Below are 25,481 nucleotides of genomic sequence, written 5' to 3'. Positions count from 1 at the left end.
AGGCCGTACCCATGAATGCCGGTTTGTCCACCAACGCCATCGTTCCCAGTCAGTGGGCTCCCGATTCCTGGCAGCAGCACGAGGCCTTGCAGCAGCCGCAGTATGACGATGCGGCCGAGCTGGCCGCCGCCGGTGCCCAGCTCGCCCAGCTGCCGCCGCTGGTGACCTCCTGGGAAGTGCTGGCGCTGAAGCAGTCGCTGGCCGAGGCACAAGAGGGCCAGCGCTTCCTGCTGCAGGGTGGCGATTGCGCGGAGAGCTTCGCCGATTGCACCAGCCCGATCATTTCCAACCGGCTGAAAGTGCTGCTGCAGATGAGCCTGGTGCTGGTGCACGGGCTGAAGAAGCCGGTGCTGCGCGTGGGCCGGTTCGCCGGCCAGTATGCGAAGCCACGCTCGACCGATACCGAGACCCGCGACGGGCAGACCTTGCCCAGCTTTCGGGGTGACGTGGTCAACGGCCCCGAGTTCACCGCAGCGGCCCGCCGTCCCGATCCGCAGCGGTTGATCCAGGCGCATGCGCATTCAGCGCTGACCATGAACTTCGTGCGCGCGCTGATCGACGGTGGCTTCGCCGATCTGCATCACCCGGAATACTGGGACCTGGCCTGGGTCGAGCATTCACCGCTGGCCGCCGAGTATCGCCAGATGGTGGCCGGTATCGGCGATTCGCTGCGCTTCATGGAAACGCTGGCCGGGCCGATCGCCGGGTTCTCCAAGGTGGATTTCTTCACCTCACATGAGGCGTTGCTGCTGCACTACGAGCAGGCGCTGACGCGGCAGGTGCCACGCCATCCCGGCTTCTTCAACCTGTCCACGCATTTCCCGTGGATCGGCATGCGCACGGCGGCGCTGGACGGCGCGCACGTGGAATATTTCCGCGGCATCCGCAATCCGGTTGCGGTGAAGGTGGGTCCCTCGGTGACGCCGGCGCAGCTGCTGCCGCTGATCGATGCGCTGAATCCGCACGACGAACCGGGGCGGTTGACCCTGATCCATCGCATGGGCAACGCCAAGATCGCCAGCGCACTGCCGCCATTGCTTGATGCGGTAAAACGCGAGGGGCGCCGCGTGCTGTGGGTGGCCGATCCGATGCACGGCAACACCGAGAGCACCTCGAACGGCTACAAGACCCGCCGCTTCGACAACATCCGCGGCGAGTTGGAGCAGGCGTTCGACATCCACGCTGCGGCTGGCACCCGTCTGGGTGGTGTGCACCTGGAGCTGACCGGCGAAGACGTCACCGAGTGCATGGGCGGCGCGCGCGATCTGTCCGAGACGGATCTCGATCGTGCGTACAAGTCGATGGTCGATCCACGCCTCAACTACGAGCAGTCGCTGGAACTGGCGATGCTGATCGTGCGCAAGTCCGGCGGGATGGCCTGACGGCGTATGGTGTTAAGGCAGGTTCGCCGCGTGCCTAATGCGCGGTGTGATCCTGCTGCTCCCTGGCAAGGCGCGCTTCGAGCTTGAGACCTGCCGCGGCGGCATAAGCCCGGCAGGCATGCGAGTCGATCAGCGGGTTCGGCTGCTGCCCCCGATCGCGTGCTGCCACCTTGTCCATGAAGCCGATGGCGTCGGGATGCGGAACCATCAGGATGTCGCAGGGCAGCGCGGCAACCATCGCCAGGGAGTGACGGAAATCCTCCACGCGATGCGTATGCGCAGCGTCGTCGCTGAAACGGAAACCATCCGCGCTGATAGAGGAGAGGCTGTCGGCGTAGACCATGCGCAGGCAGCGCCCGTGTTCGCACGAACGCCATGTCCACGAAGTGCTGCCGGGAGTGTGTCCTGGCGTGTAGTGCGCCGTCAGTTCGATATTGCCCACGCGTACCGTGCCGCCATCGGGTACCACACCGACGTGCGCGACGGGTGGATAGCGCAGTGCTTCGCCGAATTGCGGATCTTCCGGATCGTTGCCGCCAGCCATCAGGGCGCGTGCACCCGCCGCGCTGGCCTGCACCTGCGCGCCGCTGGCACCGGCCAGTTCGGCGATGGCGCCGGCATGATCGGAATGCGCATGCGAGTTCAGGATCACGCGAACATCCTCGACTCGGAATCCGAGGGCACGGATATTGGCTTCGATCAGCGGCGCATTACCTTGCAAGGTGCCGTCGATCAGGATATTTCCCCGTGGCGAGGTGATCAGGATCGCGCTGAGACCCTGGGTGCCGACGTAGTACGTGTTGCCATAGACCTGGAATGGCTTCTGCGGTTGGCGCCAGCTCGGTTCTTCGGCACGGGCGGACAATGCGGTGATGGCGGCCACGCCGATAAGCAGATGGCAGACGAATCGCTTCATGTGGTTATCCATACGCATAGTCCGTGAGTCGAGGGAAGGTAGCGGTCGCGACGACGCATGGCGCCATTTACGCCAACGACTTCCACAGTCTGTCCTGCCGACGGGGCTAAACCGGGCGGTCAGCCGGTCACCCATGTGGCCGAGTTGGGGCAGTTACGGACTATCGGCGAGTTGCGACTTGCCATCCACCGTGTCGAGAAACCGCGGTGGCTGCCAGGCATGGGTGTGCTGCTCGAAGCCGTAGGCGATCGAGATCAGCATAGGCTCGCTCCACTTTGCGCCGAACAACACGATGCCGACCGGCAGGCCATGTGCCCAGCCGGCAGGTACGGTGATCGACGGATAACCGGCGACCGCGGCGGGTTGCGAAGCACCGCCGATGTTCGGGTCGCCGCTGACGATATGGTCGCCTAGAACCAGATCGGTGACGAAGGCCGGACCCCACGACGGCGCCAGCAGAGCGTCGAGATGATCCTTCGCGAGGGCGGCGTCGATGCCCTCCGGGCCGGCCAGCTGTTTCGACTTGGCGAGTGCATCGAGATAGGCCTGGTCGGTAAGTGGACCCTTGGCCTGGGCCTGCTCGAACAGTTGCTGGCCGAACCATGGCATCTCTCGCGCCGCCTCGCGCTGATTGAACGCGATCAGGTCGGCCAGCGTATGCACCTTCAGTCCGGTCCGCGTGGCCAGGTAGGCGTCGAGGTCGTGTTTGAGGTCGTACTGCAGTACCGTGTTTTCCGGCGTGTTCAGTTCGCTCAGATGCGGCAGCGTGACGGGGTCGACGATGATCGCGCCTTGCGCCTTCATCGTGGCGATTGCCTGCTCGAGCACGCGATCTGCATTCGGTTCGTCGCCGGCCAGCTGGCGCACCACGCCGATGCGCTTGCCCTTCAGACCATTCGCATCGAGGGAGCGGGTGTAGTCAGTGGCATGTTTGTTCGCCTCAGCAGTGGCGGGATCGCGCGAATCGCTGCCGGCGATCACGCTCAGCAGCGCGGCGGCATCAGCCACGTTGCGTGCCAGCGGACCGGCGGTGTCCTGGTTGTGACTGATCGGCACGATGCCGCTACGGCTGACCAGCCCCAGCGTGGGCTTGATCCCGACGATGCCGTTCATCGAAGCGGGGCAGATGATCGAGCCGTCAGTCTCGGTACCGATCGCCACCGTGACGAGTCCTGCCGCCACCGCGGCCGCCGAGCCGGAACTCGATCCGCAGGGGTTGCGATCGAGCGCGTACGGATTGTGTGTCTGGCCTCCGACGCCGCTCCAGCCGCTGCTGGCGTGATCGGAACGCATGTCCGCCCATTCGCTGAGGTTGGTCTTGCCTAGGATCAATGCCCCGGCCTTGCGCAGGCGCGCCACCAGCGCGGCATCGTGTGGCGCCGGCGCATCGGTGAGCGCGAGCGAGCCGGCGGTGGTGAGCATGCGGTCGCCGGTGTCGATATTGTCCTTCAGCAGTACCGGGATGCCGTACAACGGACCATGTGTCTTCCGGTGTTTCGCATCGAGCGCGCCGGCAAGTTTCAATGCATCCGGATTCGTCTCCAGCACCGCACGCAGCGTGGGTCCCGACTGGTCGATCAGCTGGATACGTTCGATGAACTGCTGCGTCAGCTGCCGACTATCGAGCGTGCCGACATCCATGCGCTGTTGCAGCTGTGCGATCGACGCCCAGGCGGTGGCGGGCGGTGTTTCATCAGCGGCGATGGCCGGCGTGGCAAGCAGTACGGTGACGAGCGCAGCGAGACAGACGGATGAGCGATTCACGGTATCCCCCGGTTCGACGAATGCGGCATGTTGTCGCGATGGCCCAGCTTAGCCGCATGACAGATGAATCGCCCAGGTCGGCCGCGCCTATACTTCGGCGATGAACACGAACGCCAGACTGCGCTTCGCCATGCCCATCGGTGCTGCTGTGCTGCTGGCCGCAACGATGCTGTTTGCCACAGCCGCCAACGCCGCGGACGCACCGAAGATCTCCGACACCTTGCAGCAACGGATCGTCGCCTGTACCACCTGCCATGGCGTGCATGGCGAAGGGACGCCTGGCAGCGGTTATTTCCCGCGTCTGGCCGGCAAGCCGGCGGCCTATCTGGCGCGTCAGATGCAGGATTTCCAGAATGGCCTGCGCAAGTACGCACCGATGGAATACACCGTGCGTCAGCTGAGCCCGGCGTACATGCAGGAGATCGCCGAATACTTCGCAGCGCAGCAGGTGCCCTACAGCCGTTCCCCGCTGCCGCCGGTTTCCGCGGCAACCCTGCAGCGCGGCGAGCAACTGGTCAGCAAGGGTGATCCCGCGCGCAAGATTCCCGCCTGCGCCAGTTGCCATGGCAGCCAGTTGACCGGCGTGCAGCCGTCCACGCCAGGGCTGGTCGGTTTGCCGTATGACTACCTCAGCGCGCAGCTGGGCTCGTGGCGCACGCACACCCGCGGCACGGTGGCGCCGGATTGCATGGCGGTGATCGCCAACCGGCTGGGTGATTCGGACATCACCGCGGTGGCGGCAGCGCTGGCCAGCCGCCAGTTGCCGGACGACACACATGCACAGGCCGCCGGCTCGGTGACGCCACCGCTGCCGTGCGGTGTATTGGGCGCAACGGGAGACGGCACATGAAGTGGTTGCGTCGACTGCTGTTGTTGATCGCGGTGCTGCTCTTGCTGCTGCTGGGCCGGCTGTTTTTCGGCGGTGGTCATCAACCGACGTCACCGGCGATGAGCAAGGTGACTGCCGCCCCGCTGCACGATCCTGCCTTGATCGCGCGCGGCGAATATCTGGTCACGGTCGGCGATTGCGCGGGCTGCCATACCGCGCAGGGTGGCGCTGCGTTTGCCGGCGGCCGCTCGCTGGCCACGCCGTTCGGCAATATCCCGGTGCCCAACATCACACCGGATCGCGACACCGGTCTGGGCAACTGGAGCTTCGAGGATTTCTGGCAGGCCTTGCACGATGGCAAAGGACGGCATGGCGAATTGCTGTATCCGGCGTTCTCCTATACCTCGTATACCAAGGTGACGCATGACGATGCGTTGGCGATGTTCGCCTACCTGCAGTCGTTGCCCTCGGTCCATCTGCCATCGACCGCACCGACGCTGGAATTTCCCTATAGCGTGCGCAACAGCCTGGCGGCGTGGCGTGCGTTGTACTTCAAGGAAGGTGTATTCAAGCCTGATCCGAACCAGTCGGCGCAGTGGAATCGCGGTGCTTATCTGGTGCAGGGGCTCGGGCATTGCAACGAATGCCATGCCGCGCGCGACTCGCTGGGCGGCACGCCGCAGGACGTGCATCTGACCGGCGGCCAGATCCCGCAGCAGAACTGGTACGCGCCGGATCTGAGCACGCGGCAGAACGGCGGCCTGCAGGGCTGGAGCGAACAGGACATCGTCGATCTGCTGAAAACCGGGCAGTCGTCGAAGGGCGTTGCGTTCGGTCCGATGGCCGATGTGGTGACGAGCAGCACCCAGCATATGAGCGGCGACGATCTGCGCGCGATGGCCACCTATCTCGGTTCGCTGCCGGCGCGACCGTCAGCACCAGCGGAACCATCACCATTCAACGCCACAACGCTCGTGCAACAGGGTGAGAAGGTCTACACGCAGCATTGCGCTGATTGTCACGGCAAGGATGGCAACGGTGTCGCTGGTATCTACCCGCCGCTCAATGGCAATTCTTCAGTCACCGAACCGAGCGGTATCAACGCGACCCGTGCGGTCCTGCTGGGCGGCTTCGCGCCGCTGACCGCGGCCAATCCACGGCCATATTCGATGCCGCCATTCGCGCAGAAACTGAGTGATGGCGAGGTTGCAGCGGTGGTCAGCTATATCCGCGGCTCGTGGGCGAACAAGGCACCCGCGGTGCTGGAGCGTGACGTCAGCAAATACCGGCAGACGCCGGTTGATTGAGCACGCGTTTGAGGCCGTGCATTTTTGGACAGTCGCGAAACGATCAAAGCTTGCTGACGCGATCTGAAAGTGTTTTCCATGGCGTCAGATCCCAGTGGCCGCGCGCCTGTCCGGAAGGTGATGGCAGCACGAACAACTGAGTGTTGCCGATGATTCCAAACTGCAAGCCATAACTGACTGCTTGGCTCAGTGCAGCACGCGCTGCATTCTTGCTGGTGAACGCAAGCAAGCGCGGCGCGTAGCGTTCGATCTTGGCGATCAAGGCCGGCACATCGAAGGCATCGCGCGGCAGTTCGTCATCGTTGCCGCTGTGACGTTTCGCCAGATCGGTAAGTCCGATGCCGTAGTCGAGCAGTTGCGGAAATTCCGACGGTGCCAGTTGGCGCGGCGTCAGCCCGGCTTTGAACAGCGCACGCCAGAACAGGTTGCCGGGATGCGCGTAGTAGGCGCGTTCCGCGGCCGAGCGTTTGCCGGCCGCAGTACCGCAGAACACCAGTTTCAATCCGGGCCGCAGCACGTCGGGCAGGATGTGGTTTTCAGTCGACTTTGGCATGGCCATCGGGCCGGCTGTTATCGAGCCGGCTGTTATCAAGTATGAAATCGGTGAACTGGAAACGTCCGTCGCGCAGGACCGATTCACCGCGGCGCAGCTTGAGCGGCTCGCGGAACAGCGGGCCGCCGTAACTCAAAGTGTGGAATTCGCCGCGTTCCCCGCAGGGATCGACGCCGGCCGGCAGCGCATCAAGCAGGGCGGCATCGTAATCGCGGCCGCAATAGCTTGCGTCGAGTTGCTGGGTATCCACGCAGCACAGCATGGCGCGATGACCTTCGCTGACGAAGCGCCGCGACAGCGCGGCGGTGTCCTCACCCCATAGCGGAAACACCGCGCGCCAGTTGTCGCGGCCGAGCTGGCGCACGCGGTAGTCGCGTACATCTTCCAGGAACAGGTCGCCGAAGGCGCAGTGGCGGATGCCGGGCCAGCGCATGCGTGCCTCGACCAGCCCCTGCGAGTGGGCCTGCTCGTAGGCTTCGTTGCTGCCGGGCCAGTCCAGCATGACTTCGAGCAGTGGCTGGCCGAGTGCGGCGGCCTGCGCCAGCAGCACCTCGCGCTGCACGCCGTGCATCGCCACGCGCTGGTAGTTGCGGTTGACCGTGGTGAGCAGGCCGACCACCTGCCATTGCGGGTCGGCAAGCAGGCGTTGCAGCGCCAGCAGGCAGTCCTTGCCACCGCTCCAGGCCAGCAGTATCGGCGTGGTCATGATTCCTGAACTCCCGGGTTTTCGATTGAGTCACGATAGCTCGCCCGATGGTGGCCATCGCAGTCGGCATGGCCGGCGGATGCTGTTGCCAGCGCACAGCATGGGTGCAGACAGCTTATTTTGCGGTATCAGGCACGGGAATGCCGATTCGCCGTCATGGTTCATCGACAGCCTGTGGCTGCAGCCGCTATAAAGATGACTTGTCCGGGGGAGTATGTGGTGAGCGAAGAAATACTGATCAACGTGACCCCACGCGAGACACGGGTCGGGGTGGTCGAAAACGGCATGTTGCAGGAGGTTCACGTCGAGCGGGCCTCCAAGCGGGGTTATGTCGGCAATGTGTACAAGGGCCGGGTGCAGCGGGTGATGCCCGGCATGCAGGCGGTGTTCGTGGAGATCGGGCTGGAACGTGCGGCGTTCCTGCATGCCTCGGACATCGTGCGCCCGGTACCGGCGGCCACCGCCGAAGGCGTGGAATCGAACGGTAACGGCAACGGTCATATCCCTTCGATCAGCGAGCTGGTGCACGAGGGTCAGGAGATCGTGGTGCAGGTGGTGAAGGATCCCATCAGTACCAAGGGTGCGCGGTTGTCGGCGCATCTGTCGATCCCATCGCGCTATCTGGTGCTGCTGCCGTATGCGCGCACGCTGGGTATCTCCGCGCGCATCGAGGACGAGACCGAGCGCCAGCGGCTGAAGGACGTGCTGGGTCCGTTGATCGGTGAAAATCCCCTGGGCTATATCGTGCGCACCAATGCCGAGGGCCAGAGTGCCGAATCGCTGGCCTTCGATGTGGCCTACCTCACCAAGGTGTGGCGGGTGGTGCAGGAGAACATCGCCAAGGCCAGGGTAGGCGAGCGCGTCTACGAGGAACTGTCGCTGCCGCTGCGCAGTCTGCGCGACATGCTCAACGACGACATCGAGAAGGTGCGGATCGATTCACACGCGACCTACGAGAAGGTGGTCAAGTTCGTGCACAAGTTCATGCCGAGCCTGGACGACCGCATCGAACATTATGACGGCGAGCGGCCGATCTTCGACCTGTACGGGGTCGAGGACGAGATGCAGCGCGCGCTGAAGAAGGAGGTGCCGCTGAAATCCGGTGGCTACCTGATCGTCGACCAGACCGAGGCGATGACTACGATCGACGTCAACACCGGCGCCTATCTCGGTTCGCGCAATCTGGAGGAGACGGTCTACCGCACCAACCTGGAGGCGGCGCAGGCGGCGGCACGCCAGCTGCGGCTGCGCAACCTGGGCGGCATCATCATCATCGACTTCATCGACATGAACGATGAGGAGCACAAGCGCCAGGTACTGCGCATGCTCGGCAAGGGGCTGGCACGCGATCATGCCAAGACCACCGTCTACCCGATGTCGGCACTGGGACTGGTCGAGATGACCCGCAAGCGCACTACCGAAAGTCTGGCGCGGCAGCTGTGCGAACCGTGTCCGGCCTGCAACGGCCGTGGCGTGCTGAAGACCGCCGAAACGGTGACCTACGAAATCTTCCGCGAGATCACCCGCGCGGTGCGCCAGTTCAACGCCCAGCAGTTGCTGGTGATGGCCAACCCGCTGGTGGTCAACCGCATCCTTGAAGAAGAGTCCGGCGCGGTGGCCGAACTGGAAGAGTTCATCTCCAAAAGCATACGCTTTCAGGCTGAAGAGCATTATTCGCAGGAACAGTTTGATGTCGTCTTGCTGTAAATCCCGCCTGGATCGCTGCGCGTGAACATGCTGTGGCTGCGATGGCCGCATTTTTGCGCCCGTGCGTTGGGCTGGGTCGCCGGCGTCACGGTGATCCTGCTGGCCGTGCTGATGGCCTTGGCGCAGTTGCTGTTGCCGTTGCTGGCGCGGCATCCGGCGTGGGTGGCCGCGCAACTCAGTCAGCGTGTACAGCGCCCGGTCACCTTTGCCTCGCTGGAAGGACGCTGGACGCCGTCCGGTCCGCTGTTCGTCATGCACAACGTAACGGTCGGCATGGCGCCGGGCGAGCAGGGCAGCGTTCTGCAGCTGCCGGAATCCGAACTGAAACTGGATTTCGGTGGCTGGCTGCTGCCGACGCGACACCTGCTCAACCTGCATGTGCGAGGCATGCAACTGGACCTGGCGCGTGATGCCAACGGTTGGCATGTCAACGGCATCGGCGTCGCTGGCGGTACCAACAAGCAGCCGTTCTCACCGGGCCGGCTTTCGCTGGATCTGTGGCTGGAGGATCTGCGGGTGGATGTCACTGACACCATCCGCGGCAAGCATTACACGCTGCTGGCCCCGCAACTGCGGCTGAGCCGGCAGGGCAGCCAGATCCGTTTCGGCGGCCGGCTTCAGCGTGGCGGCGTGAACACCGCACTGCGCATGGCCGGACGTTTCCGTGAAGACGGCAGTAGCGGACAGGTCTGGCTGGGCGCCGAGGACGTCGAGCTGAAGCCACTGCTGGACGGTATCGATATGGACGGCTATACGGCCGACCAGGGGCATGGCCGATTGTCGGCATGGCTGGACTGGCGCAAGGGCAGGTTGACCAACAGTCTGATCCGCTTCGATCTGGATGCACTGGCGGTGTCTTCGCCGGCGGGCGCCACGGCCAGCGTGCCGACTCTGCACGGGCTGGCCGGGCTGCGCCAGACAAGCGATGGTTACGACGCACGCTGGGTCGGTGACGATGGCAGCGCGCTGGCACTCAGTCTGCATCGTCCCGACAGTCCGCAGATGAGCGTTGGCGTTGCCGCGCGCGAGCTGCAACTGGCCCCGCTGCTGCCCTGGCTGGCGCTGGCGCCGAATCTGCCGCCGGGTCTTGCGCACTGGTTGGGCGGCGGACAGCCGCACGGTGACCTGAGCCAGGTCGCACTGCAGTGGGATCGCGCCAGTGGGCTGCGTGGACTGCATGTGACTTTTCAGGATCTGGGCATCGACCCGGTCGGCAAGCTGCCGGGTCTGAACGATCTGCACGGCGAATTCCGCGGTGACGCCGAGGCTGTCTCGCTGGAATTGCCGGATCAACCTGCCACGTTGCAGTTCGCCCATCTGTTCCGCCAGCCGTTCGTGCTGTCGAAGCTGGCCGGCACGCTGGCATTCTGGCAGCAGGATGATGGCTGGCACATCGGTGCCGATGCGCTCGATTTCGTCGGTACCGGCTACGCCGGCCAGGCACGTGGCGAGGCGATTCTGCCGGCACAGGGCGGCGCTCCGTTCCTGAACCTGTATGCCTCGGTGGACCATGCCGATGTGCCGGCGGCCAGGTTGTTCTGGCCGGTCAGCGTGATGCCGCCACAGACCGTTGCGTGGCTGGATCGGGCTCTGGTGGCAGGCCAGATTGACCAGGCGCAGGTGCTGGTGCGCGGTGATATGGCGGACTGGCCGTTTCATCACAACGAAGGCCGTTTCGAGGCGCGCGCGCAGATCCGTGACCTCACGTTCAACTACGGCGATGCGTGGCCGCGTGCCGAGGGCGTGAACGCGGTGGCCAATTTCATCAACAGCGGCATGCTGATCGAGGTCGATGGCGGCCAGTCGCTCGGCGTGAAAGCAGACAAGGCGGTGGCCTTGATTCCGGATTTCGGCGAGGGACTGCTCGACCTCAATGTGCAGGGCAGCGGCAGCGGCGCCAGCCTGATGAACTTCGTGCGCAAGAGTCCGATCGCCAGCCAGCAGGCCGACACGCTGGCCAAGCTGAGCGTGGGCGGCAACGGCACGTTCGACTTCCATCTCAGCCTGCCGCTGAAGAAGATCCAGGACGCCCAGCTGAGCGGCACTGCCCAACTCAAGGATGCCGACCTCAGCGCAGCGGACTGGAACCTCAAGCTGGACAAGCTCAACGGCCCGTTGCACTTCGACTTGCACGGCATGCAGGCCGGTCCGCTGGACGCGGGTTTTCACGGTCAGCCGTCCAAACTGCAGTTGGCGATTGCCGGTGCCAACAGCGATCCGAGCACGGTGCTGTCGGCGCAACTGCAGGGCAGTTACCAGGTGGCCGAACTGGTACAGGACTATCCGTCGTTGAACTGGCTGGGCCAGCTGGCGAATGGACGCAGCGATTTCAACATCGGCTTTGCGATTGCGCATATACCCGGCCGGAGCGAGGTGGCGCAAACACTGAGTGTCGACTCACCGCTCAGCGGTATTGCGCTCGACCTGCCGACGCCGCTGCACAAACCGGCGCCGGTCAGCCTGCCACTGCATCTGACGATGAGCCTGCCGGTCAGCGGCAGCGACCTGCAGGTAGCACTGGGGCAGGTGATGCGCGCGCATTTCCGTCTGTCCGCCGCGGATTCGAAACTTCCGCTGACAGGCACCCTCGCGTTCGGCAGTCAGATGCCGGATGTGCTGCCGGTGCACGACCTGCGCATTCGCGGCCATGCCAGCGAGCTGGATGTCACTGGCTGGGTGCAACGCGCCGCTGCCGGCAGCGGTGGCAGCGGCCCGGGGCTGGAAAGCATCGATGTCAGTACCGATCAGGCGCAATTGTTCGGCCAATCGGTGGGGGTGATGAAGATCAAGGCCACGCCACAGGTTGATACGCTGAGTGTGGACGTGGATGGCGCCGCTCTCGCCGGCAATTTCAGTGTGCCGACGCAGGACATGAACAAGCGTGGCATCACGGCGCGGTTGCAGCGGCTGTACTGGCCGAAGAGTTCGCCGGCGCCGGTCGGCACGGCGGCTCCGTCTGCCGCGAGTGCGCCCACAGGCAATCCCGCCAATACCGGCATCAATCCGGCTGCGCTGCCGCCCTTTCATCTGTGGGTGAGCGATCTGCGCGTAGGTGATGCGAAGCTTGGCGAGGCGCGTCTGGAAACCTGGCCGACAGCCAGCGGCCAGCACATCGAGCAACTGCGCGCGTTGTCCAGCCAGGTACAGATCAATGCCAGCGGCGACTGGAACGGCAGCGCCACCGACAGCCATACGCAGATGAAGATCAGTTTTTCGGCCGAGGATCTTGGTGCGATGCTGAGCGCCCTGGGTTACGACGGGCTCGTGCAAGGTGGCAAAACGCAGGACGAGCTCGACGCAAGCTGGCCCGGTTCACCCATCGCACTGTCGCTGGCCACGATGAACGGCACGCTGAGCATCCACGTCAGTGACGGCCACATCCCGGATGCATCGCCCGGTGCCGGGCGGCTGCTTGGGCTCGTCTCACTGGGCGAATTGCCGCGCCGGCTCAGCCTGGATTTCGGCGACGTGTTCGGCAAGGGGTTTGCGTTCGATTCGATTACCGGTGACTTCAAGCTTGCCGATGGCAATGCCACCACCAGCAATATGGAGATCAATGGCCCGGCGGCGAACATCCGCATCACCGGTCGCACCGGCCTTCGTGCAAAGGACTACGACCAGCAGATGCTGGAGATCCCGCATGTCGGCAACAGCCTGCCCATCGTCGGCGCGGTGGTGGGTGGTCCGATCGGCGCAGCGGCCGGATTTGCCGTACAGGGGTTGCTCGGCAAGGGCCTGAATCATGCGGCGATCCGGCGTTACCACATCACCGGCACCTGGGATAAACCGGTGATGATCCTGGTGGAGAAGCGCGATATCCAGCTCAAGTCGCCCCTGGCCGCACCGTCACTATCGCCGGCACCTGCCTCGAGTGTACTGTCGCCGCTGGCCGCTCCTGCACCGGCTGGCAGCGCGGGCAGCCACTGAGGGAGCGGCGCTCAGGATTCCGTGGTTGAACGGTGCCGCCGGAACGGAAACATCTGCTGCTTGATGAAACCATCCGGCATGTAGTCGCCGACCACGCCGTAGTGTTCCGGAAAGGTTTTCTTCGATTTCACGGCGGTGCCAAACAGGTAGTCTATAAACGCGTAATGTGCGGCGTAGTTCCTGTCGATCGCCTCGTCATCGGAGGCGTGGTGCCAGTGGTGGAAATCCGGTGTCACCAGCACGTAGCGCAGCGGACCCCACGGCAGGTGCACGTTGGCGTGGTTGAACACCGCCTGGAAGCCGACGATCAGGATGTAGCCGTTCATCGCCGCCTCGCTGAAGCCGAGGATGTACAGCGGCGCCAGCACGCAGACGCGGGTGAAGATCAGCTCCAGCATGTGCTGGCGCGAGCCGGCCAGCCAGTCCATCGTCTTCACGCTGTGGTGCACCGAGTGGAAGCGCCACAGGAACGGTACCTCGTGATACGCGCGATGCGTCCAGTACTGCGCCATGTCCGCGACCAGCACGCACAGCAGCAGCTGCGGCAGGAACGGGATGTCACGCACCGTCTGCTGGAAATTGCTGCTGACCAGCCAGCCGAACAGGTGATGCAGCAGGAAGTTCACCGTCAGCAGCGCGAGGCCGACGATGAAGTGGTTCACCGCGAAATGCTTCAGGTCGGTCTGCCATTCCTTGCGGAAGATCGCCTGTCCCTTGTACAGCGGAAACAGCTTCTCGATCACCACGAAGATCAACGTCGAGCCGAGCAGGTCGAGGATGAACCAGTCCAGCCCGATATACGGCGTGTGATCGGGGAAGTTGCCCACCGGCACGCGCGAGCCGCCCAGCGTGACCGCGGCGAACACCAGCAGGAACGCCACGATATTGATGTTGCGCTGGCGGTTGAGCACCAGATTGCCCAGCGAGATGCCACCGGCGACCAGCAGTCCAACCAGCAATACTTGGCGCAGTACGTCGACCGAATACTTGTGGCGTAGATCCGGCGTGGTCAGGTATTGCGGAAAGTGGAACGCCAGTACCGCCAGCAGGCACAGGAAACCCAGTGACAGCGCGATCGTGCTGCTTATCCAGCCCAGCCCCGGCTTCATTTCGCCGTCGTCATGCAGTAACGCGCGGGTTTCCGCCACTGGCGCCTTCACCGCGCGACCGATGGCCTCGCGGGCCGCCCCGCGCCTGGATTGTTCGCTCATGCTGTGGCTTCCCCTTCGACGCCGGCTTGTGCTGCCACGCATGGTAGCTCAGACATCCTTGCCAACGCTTTAAAGCAGCCGGCGGTAGCCCCATATGTGATAGTTCCTGATCGACCGTAGACGAACGAAACTCCATGGACTCCCTGATCGCATTAGCGCAGAGCAAGTTGCTGACCCCCGGCGGCATCGCCACCGGTGACCTCGATCGCGTGTTCACCCAGTTGATGGGGCCGTCGATCGACGCTGCCGACCTGTATTTCCAGCATTCGCGCAGCGAATCGTGGTTGCTGGAGGAGGGCATCGTCAAGGACGGCAGCCACTCGATCGAGCAGGGCGTGGGTGTGCGCGCCATCAGTGGCGAGAAGACCGGCTTCGCCTATTCCGACGAGATCGTGCTGCCGCAGCTGCTGGAAGCTTCGAAAGCCGCACGCGCGATCGCGCATGACGGCAACGGCGCTGGCAAGCCGCTGGCACTGAACGGCGCGCGCCAGCTGTATCCGGCAATCGACCCGGTCGAGAGCCTGCCGAATCCGGACAAGATCGCGCTGCTGCGTGAGGTCGATGCCTATGCGCGTTCGCGCGACCCGCGCGTGAAGCAGGTGATCGTGAGTCTGAGCGCAACCATCGACACGATCCTGATCGCTGCCTCCGACGGCACGCTCGCCGCCGATGTGCGCCCGCTGGTACGGCTCAGCGTCCAGGTGATCGCCGAACAGAATGGTCGGCGCGAGCAGGGCAATTCCGGCGGTGGCGGCCGCTACGGCTATCGCGAGCTGATCGAGAACGGCCGCGCGCTGGCGTTCGCCGACGAGGCGGTGCGCCAGGCGCTGGTGAACCTCGACGCCGTCGATGCGCCTGCCGGCAGCATGACCGTCGTGCTCGGCCCGGGCTGGCCCGGCGTGCTGCTGCATGAGGCGATTGGCCACGGCCTGGAAGGCGACTTCAACCGCAAGGGCAGCTCCGCGTTTTCCGGCCGCATCGGCCAGCGCGTCGCCGCGAAGGGCGTCACCATCGTCGATGACGGCACCCTGCCGGGCCGTCGCGGCTCGCTCAGCATCGACGACGAAGGTACGCTCACCGAGTGCACCACGCTGATCGAGGACGGCATCCTCAAGGGTTACATGCAGGACAAGCTCAACGCGCGCCTGATGGGCATGGCGCCCACTGGCAACGGCCGGCGTGAGTCATTCACGTCGCTGCCGATGCCACGCATGACGAACACCTACATGCTGGCCGGATCACACGATCCGCAGGAGATCATCCGCTCGGTCAAGAAGGGTTTGTATGCGCCCAACTTCGGCGGTGGTCAGGTCGACATCACCAACGGCAAGTTCACCTTCTCGGCCAGTGAGGCGTATCTGATCGAGGACGGCAAGATCACCCGTCCAGTGAAGGGCGCCACGTTGATTGGCTCCGGCCCGGAAGTACTCAATCGTGTCTCGATGATTGGTAATGATCTGGCGCTGGATGAAGGTGTGGGTGTGTGCGGCAAGGATGGGCAGAGTGTGCCGGTGGGTGTGGGTCAGCCGACGTTGAAGATTGATTCGATGACGGTGGGCGGCACCGCCTCGTAAGTCTGGGTACTTTCACCAAACTCACGCCCTCGTCATTCCGGCGAAGGCTGCGTCAGACCCCCACCAATCGTCATTCCGGCGAAGGCCCGAATCGCTTTTGCCTTTCTGCACTTATGCATCAAGGCAAAGGGCTTTCGGCTGCCGCAGGAGGAAGAAGGCTCTTGCTCCGAATGCGGCAAAAGCATCGCGCATAGGATGTGCTCGTACAGACGCGTCGACGTAAAGCGGACGTCCCAGCCCTCAGCCGTAACATTCGCTTTCGGCTGATAGCTAACACGCACAAGATGGATTCAGGCATCGGGATGTCCGTGGACGTCCCATAGCTCTGCATTACTGATCGCGCGTAACTTCTGCTGGCGCCGCGTCCCCTGCTTTCTGAGCCAGCGGCAACGCGTCGGTCACCAGATGCATCAGGAATCGCCCCGGCTGCTCCTGCATGATCATGTGGGCCGAGTCGGCAAACGTCACCAGTCGCTTCGACGGTGCATGGATATCCCCGAACCACTTTTCCGTCAGCTCGTGTGCCGTGGTGTAGTCGTGCCGTCCCACGAACACGATCACCGGGCAATCGAACTGTGTGGTGTGATCGAAGTCGACAGCTAGCAGCGGCTGCAGCAAGTGATTCAGTGAATACAGGCTACCGTTGCCGATCGCAGCGAGGTCCGCCTTGCCGTAATCGGGCGACAACGATTCTGCATCGTCTTCGAACTGGTAGTCCTGACGACCATAGGCGAGGCCGCCGTAATACATTTCCCATTTGCTGCGCACACCAATGTTGTCGAGGGTCAGCTTCGGGCCCGGGTAGGGGGCCATGGCTTTCAGCTCGCGCACCGCCTGTGCATTGTCATGTGCCAATGCTTCACGCAGGGCGAAGGCGTAACCGACCTCTTCGTTGCGACGTCCATTCACGACCTGGCCCACCGAGATATAAGCGTAGAACCAATCCGGATGCAGCTGGGCCAGATGGACGCCAAGCACGGTGCCCCAGGAATGACCCAGCAGGAAGATTTTCTGTTTGCCGTAGTGCTGACGCAGGTATTGGACGACCTGTGCAGCATCGTCCGTCATGCCATCGACGGTCATGCCTGGCGCCATTGCCTGTTCCGAATTGGCCGCATAGGTTTTGCCCGCGCCGCGCTGATCCCACTGCACCACAGTGAAGTAATCCTCCCAGGGCGTCTGGAATGTATAGGCCTCCGGCATGGCCGGTGAGGCCGGGCCGCCATGCAGGAATAGCAGGATCGGATTGCGCCGGTCCTTGCCGCGAATCGACAGCCATTGGTCGATGCCATTGATACGCACCTTGACCGTCTCATCGATACCATTCGGTGACACGATCTTGCGATTGCTCTCGAGGATTCGGGTGACCTCGTCACGCGACATCAGGGGCGATTTGTCCCGGACCGGTGTGGCCGCCGCGCTGGATGCAGCAGCGGATGCTGTGGCAGAAGATGCATGGGTCGAGGCCATTCCGATGACCACGGCCAGTATGAAAAGAAGATGCGTGCGGAACATAGTTAACCCTCCTGGTACGGATATCTGGTAGCCCACAGTGCTCAGCGAACATGGCGAACGTGGGAGTGGCAGCAGTTCGTGCACGCAAGCGAATACGACGCCGCTGTAGCCAGATAGAGCAAGCCATGTGCCAACGGGAGATTCGTGGCTGAAGCCAGTCAATTCAAGAGTTTGATGACTGGTTGCGGATACGCCACAGCGTCCGCGGACAGGTTCGCGGACGTCCGACCAATGCACGCCGGGAAGACGCCGAGATGTTCGACGCGGGTCGATAGTCGACGCTTAAACTACGGCTCGATCGAATCGTCTTTCTGATTCAGATCCTTCAACAACTGAAAAATCTCCCGGTACGCCCTTGGCGGCTTGTTCGGGACTTCCTTCTCGATGCGCGCCTGCCGCACCAGCGACCGCAGATGCTGCCGATCGACCTGCGGATGCTCCGCGATCAATTCCGACAACGCGCCCTCGTCCTCGGCGATCAAGCGATCGCGCATCGCTTCGAGGCGATGCATCGCGGCGTTTTCCTGGCGCTGCTTCTCGCGGTTCTCGCCGAGTTCGGCGCGCACGGCGGCGAAGTCATCGTCACCGTAGCGACGCATGACCTTGGCGAGGAAGGCGAGTTGGCGCTTCTTCGCGCCGTGCGAAGAGGTGCGGCGGGTGACGTCGATCTCGTGTCGCACGTCGTCCGGCAGCGCGAGCTTGGCCAGTCGGCTTGGCTGCAGATCGACCAGCTGCTGCGCCAATACCAGCACGGCGAGTGCCTCGCGGCGCTGCTGGGTACGGCTGGGGCCGTATTCCTCTTCTTCGAGTTCGTATTGATTGCGGCTGCGGCTCGGGCTCACGGTTTCAATTCCAGAAGGTGGTGCGTGGATCAGACATGGGTGTCGGCATCGCTGACGGGCTCGGCCTGCTCCAGCGCGAAACGGGCGATCGGCTCGCCATCCAGTTCGATGGTTTCGCTGAACATCGCTGCAGGGCGTACCCACAAGCCGTGATCGCCATAGAGCGCCTGGTAGACCACCAGTGGCTCCAGGGTTTCGCTGTGATGGGCGGTGCCCAGCACACGGTAGCGCTGGCCCTTGTAGTGGCGATAGATGCCGGCGGTCAGTTGCATGGCGTTCTCCGCAGCTCTTTGCATTTCGTCGCCGCGGCCCCATTTCGGAGGTCCAGCGGTCGCGAACCGCTTATTCTACCCGTCTAACCCCCAGGAAAGCCCAACGTGAGCGAAGTTGTCATCAGCCAGGATCGCAGCCTTCAGGAACTCGACCGACTGGCCGAGCTCGCCGAGGACGTGATCCGCCGCGCCCGCGCCGCCGGTGCCAGCCACGCCGAGGTGGCCGCCAGCATCGACACCGGGCTGAGCGTCAACGTGCGGATGGGCGAGGTGGAGACGGTCGAGCACACGCGTGACCGTGGCTTCGGCCTCACCGTGTACTTCGGTCAGCGCAAGGGCTCGGCCAGCACCGCCGACCTGCATCCGGATTCGATCCAGGCCACGCTGGACCAGGCCTGCGCGATTGCACGCTATACCGAGGCTGATCCGGCGGCGGGTCTGGCCGATGCTTCGCGCATGGCCACATCGTTTCCCGATCTCGACCTGTGGCATCCGTGGGATATCGACACTACGCGTGCGATCGAGCTGGGCATCGAGATCGAGGATGTCGGCCGTGCACATGCCGGCATCAGCAATTCCGACGGTGCCAGCGTGCAGGCCGGGCAGGGTGTGTCGGTCTACGCGAATTCGCACGGTTTCGTCGGGCGCGAGCGCGGCACGCGGCATTCGCTGTCACTGGCGCTGATCGCCGGTGACGAGGACGGCATGCAGCGCGACTACTGGTATGACAGCGTGCGCGCGGCCGGTGATTTCATGAGTGCGAAGGCGCTGGGCGACAGGGCCGCCGAACGCACGCTGGCGCGCATGGGCGCGCGCAGTCTGTCGACGCGGCAGTGCCCGGTGCTGTTTGTGCCGGAGCTGGCGCGTGGACTGATCGGCCATCTGCTGGGCGCGGTCAGTGGCGGTGCGCTGTATCGCCAGGCCAGCTTTCTGCTGGACCACATCGGCAAGCCGGTGATGCCGGCGTGGCTGAACATCCATGAGCGGCCGCATCTGCAGCGCGGCCAGGGCTCCGGCAACTTCGACGCCGAAGGCGTGGCTACCCGCGACAGCACCTTGATCGACGGCGGCGTGCTGGCGCGCTATGTGCTGGGCAGCTACTCGGCGCGCAAGTTGGGGCTGGAATCGACCGGCAATGCCGGCGGCATCCACAACCTGATCGTCGAAGCGGGCAGCGCCGATCATGCTCAGGACGACTTTGCCGGCATGCTGCGCCGCATGGGTACCGGCCTGCTGGTGACCGAGGTGATGGGTCAGGGCGTGTCCACCATCACCGGCGATTATTCGCGCGGTGCGGCTGGTTTCTGGGTCGAGAACGGCGTCATTGCCTATCCGGTCGAGGAGATCACCATTGCCGCCAACCTGCGCAACATGTTCGCCGGCATCGTGGCGGTGGGTGCGGACGTCGATCCGCGTTCGCATCTGCTCACCGGTTCGATTCTGCTGGAGCGGATGACGGTGGCCGGCGAGTAGCCTGCCGCAAGGTTCCACCCCTGCCGCAAGTTCACTCGGAAAACCGCGCAAGCCTTGCTAGCATCCGTGCCACCGGCGCTGGGCCGGCGATGTGTCGACGTTGAGGAGATACGCATGAGCGTTCCGCCCGAGTCTGTCATTCCGCCCGCGCCGGGCGATCCTTCGCTGGCTGGCGTGCCCTCAGCCGAAGAACGTCAGTGGGCGATGTTCGCGCACCTGTCCTCGCTGCTTGGTGCCATTCTCACCGCACCTTTCGGTCATGGCTGGGGCTGCTTCATCGGCCCGCTGATCATCTGGCTGGTGAAGAAGGACACCATGCCGTTCGTCAATGACCAGGGCAAGGAAGCACTGAACTTCAACATCACGGTGGCGATCGCGTTCCTGATCCTGTTGTTGTTGTCGATCATGACGCTCGGGATCGGCCTGATCATCGCGATTCCGTTGTGGGTGATCATCGGCCTTGCATGGCTGGTGCTGACCATCATTGCGACGATCAAGGCCAACGAGGGCGTGCGTTACCGCTATCCGTTCACGCTGCGCCTGATCAAGTAATCGCGAGCTTGTGGTGACACGAAAGCCGCCATCCGGCGGCTTTCGTGCTTGCACTGCATGCATGGTCAGTACGCGCGATGCGCTGCGTAATGCGCCAGTTCCTGCAACAGTACGCCGCGCTCGCCCAGTGGCTTGATCGCGGCAAGCGCGGTGGCGGTGAGTTCGGCCAGCCGCGCGCGCGAGGCGTCGAGGCCGATGATCGAGGGAAAGGTGGGCTTGTCGGCGGCAGCGTCCTTGCCGGCGGTCTTGCCGATCACGGCGGATTCGCCTTCCACGTCGAGGATGTCGTCGCGGACCTGAAACGCCAGGCCGATCGCATCGGCGTAGCGATCCAGCGCCTGTAGCGTGGCCGTATCGGTACCGGCTGCCAGCGCACCCAGTTGCACCGAGGCGCGGATCAGCGCGCCAGTCTTGCAGGCGTGCATGTGTTCCAGCTCGGCCAGCGTCAGTTTGCGACCGACCGCTGCCAGGTCCAGCGCCTGGCCTCCGGCCATGCCTTCGGCGCCGCAGGCGCGGCCAAGCGCGTGCAGCATGCCGATGGCGGTAGCCGCATCGACATGGCCCGTCGTGTCGTTTGCCAGGATCTCGAATGCCAGCGCCTGCAGCGCATCGCCGGCGAGGATCGCCATCGCTTCGCCGTACACGATGTGGCAGGTCGGCCGGCCCCGGCGCAGCGCGTCATCGTCCATCGCCGGCAGGTCGTCATGCACCAGCGAGTAGGCGTGGATCAGCTCCACCGCGCAGGCAGCCGCATCCAGCGACACGCCATCTTCGCCCAGCGCATGCGCTGCGGCGTACACCAGCAGCGGGCGCAGTCGCTTGCCGCCGCCAAGCACGGCATAGCGCATGGCATGGTGCAGTTCAGCGGGAGATTGTTCGGCCGGTGGCAGGCAACGATCGAGCGCCTGTTCGGCACGGACGATCAGCGCCTGCAGGGCGGGGCCAAGCTCAGAGTTCGGGTTCAAACGGTTCGGCGTTTTCGGGAGCATCGGGGTCAAGCAGCAGGCGGACGCGCAATTCGGCCTGTTGCAGCGACTGCTGGCAATGACGATACAGGCCGATGCCACGCTCGAACGAGGTCAGTGATTCGTCCAGGCTCATCTCGCCGCCTTCCATCCGTGCAACCAGTTGCTCCAGCTCGTCGAGGGAGTGTTCGAAGTCGACAGCGGGCGGGGTCTTGCTGGATGCGGGAGCGGTCTTGGCCATGGCCCGCAACGCTAACGCAGCGGCCGCCCGGAATCAATCGGCGCAAGGTCGCAGGAGGGCTGTCGGCGTGACCTGGATCAACGTGCCGGCAGCCAGTGTGGGGAGGCCTCGGCCTTCTGGAAAATCGCCATGCCACGGCTGGTGATCCAGCGGTCGGCCACCGTAACGAGTTCGTCGCCGGCATACAGCAATGGGCAGACGTTGCGCTGCCAGGGCGGCAACTGGCTCTGCTGGAACAGGTGGCGCAGCTCGCGGGTGTGCGCATCGCCGGCTGGCTTGATCCGCTCGCCACCTCGGCGCAGGCGCACGGTCAGCGGCTCGGCCAGACGGGCACCAGTCTCGGTAAGCGACAGCTGGCCGCCGTCAGGCAGGGGCAATGGCTCACCGTGCCAGCTGGCCTGCCAGTCGGAATCAGCAGCTTGTGCCGGCGGCAAGGCCCACAGCCGCTGCTTCCAGATGTGCAGCTCGGCGCCCGCCCAGCGGATACACGGCAGCTGCCCGGCGCGTGCGCTGCACTGGCGCTCGATCTGCCGACGCTGTGCGGTGGTGGGTGCCGGCAGGTTGCGTGCATGCAGCCAGTGGTCGAGCAGCGGTTCACGCAACGCGGAATCCAGCGCCAGCCAGCCGGCGGCATCCAGACTGCCGATGGCGGGATCGTGCAGCACGTCGAACGCCGTCAGCCATTGCGTCCGCAAGGTGTCGGCAGCAGCACGGCAGAGGGCGGCGCTATGCAGGATCGAATCGGTTGCCTGCGGCCAGTGCCGCGTCAGTTGCGGCAGGATCGCGTGGCGCAGGTGGTTGCGCGCGAGCTTGGTATCGGCGTTGGAAGGATCGTCGATGCAGTCCAGCGCATGCACCTCAACGTAATCACGCAGCTGCTGTCGCGACAGATGCAGCAGTGGCCGCCATAACTGGCCGCGACCGAACGGGCGCAAGGCACGCATGCCGCCCAAGGCATCGGGGCCGGCGCCGCGCAGCAGCTTGAGCAGGACCGTCTCGACCTGGTCGTCGCGGTGGTGGCCGAGCAACAGCCATTCACCTTCGTGCAGGTGCGTGGCGAGTGCGTCGTAACGCGCGCGGCGTGCGGCCGCTTCCAGGCCATCGCCCTTGCTGGTGTCGACCTGCACGCGAAGAACGTCGCACGGCAGCGCCAGCGAGACGCAGAAACATTGGCAATGCTCGGCCCATGCGTTGCTGTCGGCGTGCAGGCCATGATCGACATGCAACGCGCGCAGACCGCGCGAACGCGCGGCGGGAAGTTGCGCCAGCGAGTGCAGCAGCGCAGTGGAATCCGGGCCACCGCTGAAGGCGACGCACAGCGGTACCACAGGCGCTTCAGCCAAGGCGGCAAGCAGGTGCTGGTGCAGCGCGTCGCTCACTTCGAACCGCTCATTTCTTTGGGACGCGAGGCCGCACGTAGATATGCTTGCCGTTGCCGATAAGGCGTTCCTCGGTATCGAACAGGCCGACGCCCTTGATCAGCCCACTCAGCTTGGCGAAGCCGTAGTTGCGCGAGTCGAAGTCCGGCGACTGCTTGTTGATGATGCTGCCGATCGCGCCGAGCCCGGCCCAGCCGGTGTCATCCGATGCCGCTTCGATCGCGTTGCGCAGCATGTTCATCAGGTGGGTATCGCCACGCAGCTCCTTGGCCGAGCGCTGCTTCGGCGCGGCTTCGGCCTCGGCGGCGGTCGAGGCGGCCAGCACCTCGGTGTAGATGAACTTGTCGCAGGCGGTGCGGAACGGTTCGGGCGTCTTCTTCTCGCCGAAGCCGTAGACGATCCGACCGGACTCGCGGATGCGTGAGGCGAGCCGGGTGAAGTCGCTGTCGCTGGAGACAATGCAGAAACCATCGAAGCGTTCGGCGTAAAGCAGGTCCATCGCATCGATGATCATCGCCGAGTCGGTGGCGTTCTTGCCGACGGTGTAGCGGAACTGCTGGATCGGCTGGATCGAGTGGCGCAGCAGCACTTCCTTCCAGCCATTGAGATCAGGCTTGGTCCAGTCGCCGTAGATGCGCTTGACGTGCGCGGTGCCGTACTTGGCGATCTCCGCGAGCAGGCCCTCGACGATCGCCGGCCGCGCGTTGTCGGCGTCGATCAGGACGGCGAGTTTGGTGGTGTCGTGAGCCATGACGGGATACCGCCAGCAGGAAGGTGATGCCGATGGTAACGCCAAGCACGCGGCTGTCGCCGCGTGGGTTGCGTAGACGGTTATTCCTGGTAGGCGCCGTAGCTGCGCAGACGCTTGTAGCGCTGTTCGAGCAGGTCGGGCAGTGGCATCGCCTCCAGCTCATCGAGCTGGTTCAGCAGCACGGCCTTCAGGCGTACCGCCATTGAACGCGGATTGCGATGGGCGCCACCGAGCGGTTCACGCACCAGCTTGTCGATCAGGCCGAGCTCAAGGAGACGTGGCGCGGTCATGCCGAGTGCTTCGGCCGCGTCCTTGACCTTGTCCGGGCTCTTCCACAGGATCGAGGCGCAGCCTTCCGGCGAGATCACCGAATAGGTCGAATACTGCAGCATCAGGGTGCGGTCGCCCACGCCGATCGCCAGCGCGCCACCGGAGCCGCCTTCGCCGATCACGGTGCAGATGATCGGCACCTTCAGTTCGGCCATTTCCATGAGATTGCGGGCGATCGCCTCGCTCTGGCCGCGCTCCTCGGCGCCGACGCCGGGATAGGCTCCGGGGGTGTCGATCAGGGTCAGCAGCGGCAGGCCGAAGCGTTCGGCCATCTTCATCAGGCGCAGCGCCTTGCGGTAACCCTCCGGGCGCGGCATGCCGAAGTTGCGGCGGACCTTGTCCTTGGTGTTGCGGCCCTTCTGGTGGCCGATGATCATCACCGGCCGCCCATTGATGCGACCGAGGCCGCCCACAATGGCGGCGTCTTCGGCGTACATGCGGTCGCCGGCCAGTTCGTGGAATTCCTCGCAGATCACGCCGATGTAGTCGAGCGTGTACGGCCGTGCCGGATGGCGTGACAGCTGGGTGGTCTGCCAGGAGTTGAGGTTGCGGAAGATGTCAGCGGTCTTGATCTTCAGCTTTTCGCGCAACCGGCCGACTTCCTCGTCGATATTGAACGCCTGGCCGCTGCTGGCATGGCGAAGCTCTTCGATCTTCGCGTCCAGTTCGGCGATCGGTTGTTCGAAATCGAGGAAGTTTGGGTTCATTCGTTGCATTTCATGACACGGAAGCGGCTCAGTATACCGTCCCGAAGGAAAACGCGAGAACGCCGCCGTATGGCTGTGACGGGCTCGGCAGATACCTGCCGAGTATCGGCCGATTGCGCTATCGTCCGCCCCATCCAGCACTGCTTGCATCAGGTCCGACCATGCCGATCAAACCACCCATCGACAACGCCAAGCTCGACCGTATCGTGGCCGAGGCACGGCGCAACGCCGAGCAGCGCGAGCTGGGCTATCGCGAGCGCGCGCTGAAGATGTATCCGTGGGTGTGCGGCCGTTGCGCGCGCGAGTTCACCCGCGCGAACCTGCAGGAACTGACCGTGCACCATCGCAACCACGATCATGATTTCAATCCACCCGACGGCAGCAACTGGGAGTTGCTGTGTGTGTATTGCCACGATAACGAGCACTCGCGGCATATCGACCATGTGCGCGGTGGCGTGATGGAAGTGGAAGATGCGCCGGCCGCCACCGGCAATCCGTTTGCCGATTTGAAGGCGATGATGGAGCGTGGCAAGAAGTGAGGGCTTTTCTCCTCCCTCTGCTTTGCAGGGGGAGGTTGG

At 64.1% G+C, this 25,481-nt stretch carries 22 protein-coding genes; 9 read left to right on the top strand and 13 right to left on the bottom strand.

Annotated features, from left to right (window positions below; genetic code table 11):
- Positions 1-11: 11 nt before the first annotated feature.
- Positions 12-1,382, top strand: coding sequence for a 3-deoxy-7-phosphoheptulonate synthase class II (locus tag B0E51_RS12265; RefSeq protein WP_077445272.1), 1,371 nt, complete (start codon positions 12-14; stop codon positions 1,380-1,382).
- A 34-nt stretch (positions 1,383-1,416) separates the two neighbouring features.
- Here the strand turns inward: B0E51_RS12265 and bla are convergent, their stop codons facing one another.
- On the bottom strand, positions 1,417-2,298 hold the full coding sequence (gene bla, locus B0E51_RS12260; protein WP_077445187.1) for a subclass B3 metallo-beta-lactamase: 882 nt from the start codon (positions 2,296-2,298) through the stop codon (positions 1,417-1,419).
- Between the two features lie 153 nt (positions 2,299-2,451).
- Entirely contained in the window at positions 2,452-4,062 is a 1,611-nt protein-coding gene (locus B0E51_RS12255; protein WP_077445186.1) for an amidase, read from the bottom strand.
- A 130-nt stretch (positions 4,063-4,192) separates the two neighbouring features.
- Here B0E51_RS12255 and B0E51_RS12250 point away from each other — a divergent pair, with 130 nt between their 5' ends.
- Complete coding sequence (locus B0E51_RS12250) at positions 4,193-4,912, top strand: c-type cytochrome (RefSeq protein ID WP_254424512.1); 720 nt, start codon at positions 4,193-4,195, stop codon at positions 4,910-4,912.
- A complete protein-coding gene (locus tag B0E51_RS12245; RefSeq protein ID WP_077445184.1) occupies positions 4,909-6,198 on the top strand; it encodes a cytochrome c in 1,290 nt (429 codons plus the stop codon). The genes B0E51_RS12250 and B0E51_RS12245 overlap by 4 nt, the downstream gene beginning before the upstream one ends.
- A 43-nt stretch (positions 6,199-6,241) precedes the next feature.
- Here the strand turns inward: B0E51_RS12245 and B0E51_RS12240 are convergent, their stop codons facing one another.
- Together B0E51_RS12240 and B0E51_RS12235 are read right to left on the bottom strand one after the other, a co-directional pair.
- Positions 6,242-6,751, bottom strand: a complete 510-nt coding sequence (locus tag B0E51_RS12240; RefSeq protein ID WP_174570658.1) for a mismatch-specific DNA-glycosylase — start codon at positions 6,749-6,751, stop codon at positions 6,242-6,244.
- Positions 6,735-7,457 (bottom strand): ATP-binding protein, encoded by a 723-nt coding sequence (locus tag B0E51_RS12235; protein ID WP_077445182.1) that lies wholly within the window; start codon positions 7,455-7,457, stop codon positions 6,735-6,737. The genes B0E51_RS12240 and B0E51_RS12235 overlap by 17 nt, the downstream gene beginning before the upstream one ends.
- A gap of 219 nt (positions 7,458-7,676) precedes the next feature.
- Here B0E51_RS12235 and rng point away from each other — a divergent pair, with 219 nt between their 5' ends.
- A complete protein-coding gene (gene rng, locus B0E51_RS12230) occupies positions 7,677-9,164 on the top strand; it encodes a ribonuclease G (RefSeq protein ID WP_077445271.1) in 1,488 nt (495 codons plus the stop codon).
- A 27-nt stretch (positions 9,165-9,191) separates the two neighbouring features.
- Positions 9,192-13,091: a YhdP family protein gene (locus tag B0E51_RS12225; RefSeq protein WP_168172636.1), complete on the top strand. Its 3,900-nt coding sequence runs from the start codon at positions 9,192-9,194 to the stop codon at positions 13,089-13,091.
- Between the two features lie 11 nt (positions 13,092-13,102).
- Here B0E51_RS12225 and B0E51_RS12220 read toward each other — a convergent pair whose 3' ends face one another.
- The gene (locus tag B0E51_RS12220; protein ID WP_077445180.1) at positions 13,103-14,302 is read right to left on the bottom strand and encodes a sterol desaturase family protein; all 1,200 of its coding nucleotides are present in this window, start codon (positions 14,300-14,302) and stop codon (positions 13,103-13,105) included.
- A 134-nt stretch (positions 14,303-14,436) separates the two neighbouring features.
- On the opposite strand from B0E51_RS12220, the gene tldD reads away from it, so the two are divergent.
- A complete protein-coding gene (gene tldD / locus B0E51_RS12215) occupies positions 14,437-15,876 on the top strand; it encodes a metalloprotease TldD (RefSeq protein ID WP_077445179.1) in 1,440 nt (479 codons plus the stop codon).
- Positions 15,877-16,206: 330 nt separating this feature from the next.
- On the opposite strand, the gene B0E51_RS12210 is transcribed toward tldD, so the two are convergent.
- From B0E51_RS12210 to B0E51_RS12200, 3 genes are all read right to left on the bottom strand, one after another.
- On the bottom strand, positions 16,207-17,259 hold the full coding sequence (locus tag B0E51_RS12210) for an alpha/beta hydrolase (protein WP_254424511.1): 1,053 nt from the start codon (positions 17,257-17,259) through the stop codon (positions 16,207-16,209).
- Positions 17,260-17,678: 419 nt separating this feature from the next.
- Positions 17,679-18,233 carry a ribosome biogenesis factor YjgA gene (gene yjgA, locus B0E51_RS12205; protein WP_077445177.1) on the bottom strand — a complete coding sequence of 185 codons (555 nt, stop codon included), beginning with the start codon at positions 18,231-18,233 and terminating at the stop codon, positions 17,679-17,681.
- 29 nt (positions 18,234-18,262) lie between these two features.
- Entirely contained in the window at positions 18,263-18,505 is a 243-nt protein-coding gene (locus B0E51_RS12200; protein WP_077445176.1) for a DUF1653 domain-containing protein, read from the bottom strand.
- A gap of 105 nt (positions 18,506-18,610) precedes the next feature.
- Between B0E51_RS12200 and pmbA the strand changes: the two genes are divergently transcribed.
- Both pmbA and B0E51_RS12190 read left to right on the top strand, forming a co-directional pair.
- On the top strand, positions 18,611-19,978 hold the full coding sequence (pmbA, locus tag B0E51_RS12195; protein ID WP_077445175.1) for a metalloprotease PmbA: 1,368 nt from the start codon (positions 18,611-18,613) through the stop codon (positions 19,976-19,978).
- Positions 19,979-20,092: 114 nt separating this feature from the next.
- A complete protein-coding gene (locus tag B0E51_RS12190; RefSeq protein WP_077445174.1) occupies positions 20,093-20,530 on the top strand; it encodes a DUF4870 domain-containing protein in 438 nt (145 codons plus the stop codon).
- Between the two features lie 65 nt (positions 20,531-20,595).
- Here the strand turns inward: B0E51_RS12190 and B0E51_RS12185 are convergent, their stop codons facing one another.
- The 5 genes from B0E51_RS12185 to B0E51_RS12165 all read right to left on the bottom strand — a co-directional run bounded on the left by B0E51_RS12185 (position 20,596) and on the right by B0E51_RS12165 (position 24,903).
- The gene (locus B0E51_RS12185) at positions 20,596-21,495 is read right to left on the bottom strand and encodes a farnesyl diphosphate synthase (protein ID WP_077445173.1); all 900 of its coding nucleotides are present in this window, start codon (positions 21,493-21,495) and stop codon (positions 20,596-20,598) included.
- Positions 21,479-21,736, bottom strand: a complete 258-nt coding sequence (locus tag B0E51_RS12180) for an exodeoxyribonuclease VII small subunit (protein ID WP_077445172.1) — start codon at positions 21,734-21,736, stop codon at positions 21,479-21,481. The genes B0E51_RS12185 and B0E51_RS12180 overlap by 17 nt, the downstream gene beginning before the upstream one ends.
- Before the next feature lie 77 nt (positions 21,737-21,813).
- Positions 21,814-23,115: a tRNA lysidine(34) synthetase TilS gene (gene tilS / locus B0E51_RS12175; protein WP_077445171.1), complete on the bottom strand. Its 1,302-nt coding sequence runs from the start codon at positions 23,113-23,115 to the stop codon at positions 21,814-21,816.
- Positions 23,116-23,125: 10 nt separating this feature from the next.
- The gene (locus B0E51_RS12170; protein ID WP_077445170.1) at positions 23,126-23,866 is read right to left on the bottom strand and encodes an NYN domain-containing protein; all 741 of its coding nucleotides are present in this window, start codon (positions 23,864-23,866) and stop codon (positions 23,126-23,128) included.
- A gap of 80 nt (positions 23,867-23,946) precedes the next feature.
- Positions 23,947-24,903, bottom strand: a complete 957-nt coding sequence (locus B0E51_RS12165; protein WP_077445169.1) for an acetyl-CoA carboxylase carboxyltransferase subunit alpha — start codon at positions 24,901-24,903, stop codon at positions 23,947-23,949.
- Between the two features lie 161 nt (positions 24,904-25,064).
- On the opposite strand from B0E51_RS12165, the gene B0E51_RS12160 reads away from it, so the two are divergent.
- Positions 25,065-25,442, top strand: a complete 378-nt coding sequence (locus B0E51_RS12160) for a YajD family HNH nuclease (RefSeq protein WP_077445168.1) — start codon at positions 25,065-25,067, stop codon at positions 25,440-25,442.
- The last annotated feature ends 39 nt before the right edge of the window (positions 25,443-25,481 follow it).

This window comes from Rhodanobacter sp. C05 (genome assembly GCF_002001165.1).
Classification (GTDB): Bacteria; Pseudomonadota; Gammaproteobacteria; order Xanthomonadales; family Rhodanobacteraceae; genus Rhodanobacter.
This window is presented reverse-complemented; position numbering and strand designations above follow the sequence as displayed.

Bases quoted from the DNA above. Each gene is read 5' to 3' on its own strand.
- B0E51_RS12180 (WP_077445172.1), bottom strand. From the start codon at position 21,736: ATGGCCAAGACCGCTCCCGCATCCAGCAAGACCCCGCCCGCTGTCGAC.
- B0E51_RS12245 (WP_077445184.1), top strand. From the start codon at position 4,909: ATGAAGTGGTTGCGTCGACTGCTGTTGTTGATCGCGGTGCTGCTCTTG.
- B0E51_RS12165 (WP_077445169.1), bottom strand. From the start codon at position 24,903: ATGAACCCAAACTTCCTCGATTTCGAACAACCGATCGCCGAACTGGAC.
- B0E51_RS12220 (WP_077445180.1), bottom strand. From the start codon at position 14,302: ATGAGCGAACAATCCAGGCGCGGGGCGGCCCGCGAGGCCATCGGTCGC.
- B0E51_RS12170 (WP_077445170.1), bottom strand. From the start codon at position 23,866: ATGGCTCACGACACCACCAAACTCGCCGTCCTGATCGACGCCGACAAC.
- tldD (WP_077445179.1), top strand. From the start codon at position 14,437: ATGGACTCCCTGATCGCATTAGCGCAGAGCAAGTTGCTGACCCCCGGC.
- B0E51_RS12200 (WP_077445176.1), bottom strand. From the start codon at position 18,505: ATGCAACTGACCGCCGGCATCTATCGCCACTACAAGGGCCAGCGCTAC.
- B0E51_RS12190 (WP_077445174.1), top strand. From the start codon at position 20,093: ATGAGCGTTCCGCCCGAGTCTGTCATTCCGCCCGCGCCGGGCGATCCT.
- B0E51_RS12250 (WP_254424512.1), top strand. From the start codon at position 4,193: ATGCCCATCGGTGCTGCTGTGCTGCTGGCCGCAACGATGCTGTTTGCC.
- B0E51_RS12235 (WP_077445182.1), bottom strand. From the start codon at position 7,457: ATGACCACGCCGATACTGCTGGCCTGGAGCGGTGGCAAGGACTGCCTG.
- B0E51_RS12225 (WP_168172636.1), top strand. From the start codon at position 9,192: ATGCTGTGGCTGCGATGGCCGCATTTTTGCGCCCGTGCGTTGGGCTGG.
- B0E51_RS12240 (WP_174570658.1), bottom strand. From the start codon at position 6,751: ATGCCAAAGTCGACTGAAAACCACATCCTGCCCGACGTGCTGCGGCCC.
- bla (WP_077445187.1), bottom strand. From the start codon at position 2,298: ATGAAGCGATTCGTCTGCCATCTGCTTATCGGCGTGGCCGCCATCACC.
- B0E51_RS12160 (WP_077445168.1), top strand. From the start codon at position 25,065: ATGCCGATCAAACCACCCATCGACAACGCCAAGCTCGACCGTATCGTG.
- B0E51_RS12210 (WP_254424511.1), bottom strand. From the start codon at position 17,259: ATGTCGCGTGACGAGGTCACCCGAATCCTCGAGAGCAATCGCAAGATC.
- B0E51_RS12265 (WP_077445272.1), top strand. From the start codon at position 12: ATGAATGCCGGTTTGTCCACCAACGCCATCGTTCCCAGTCAGTGGGCT.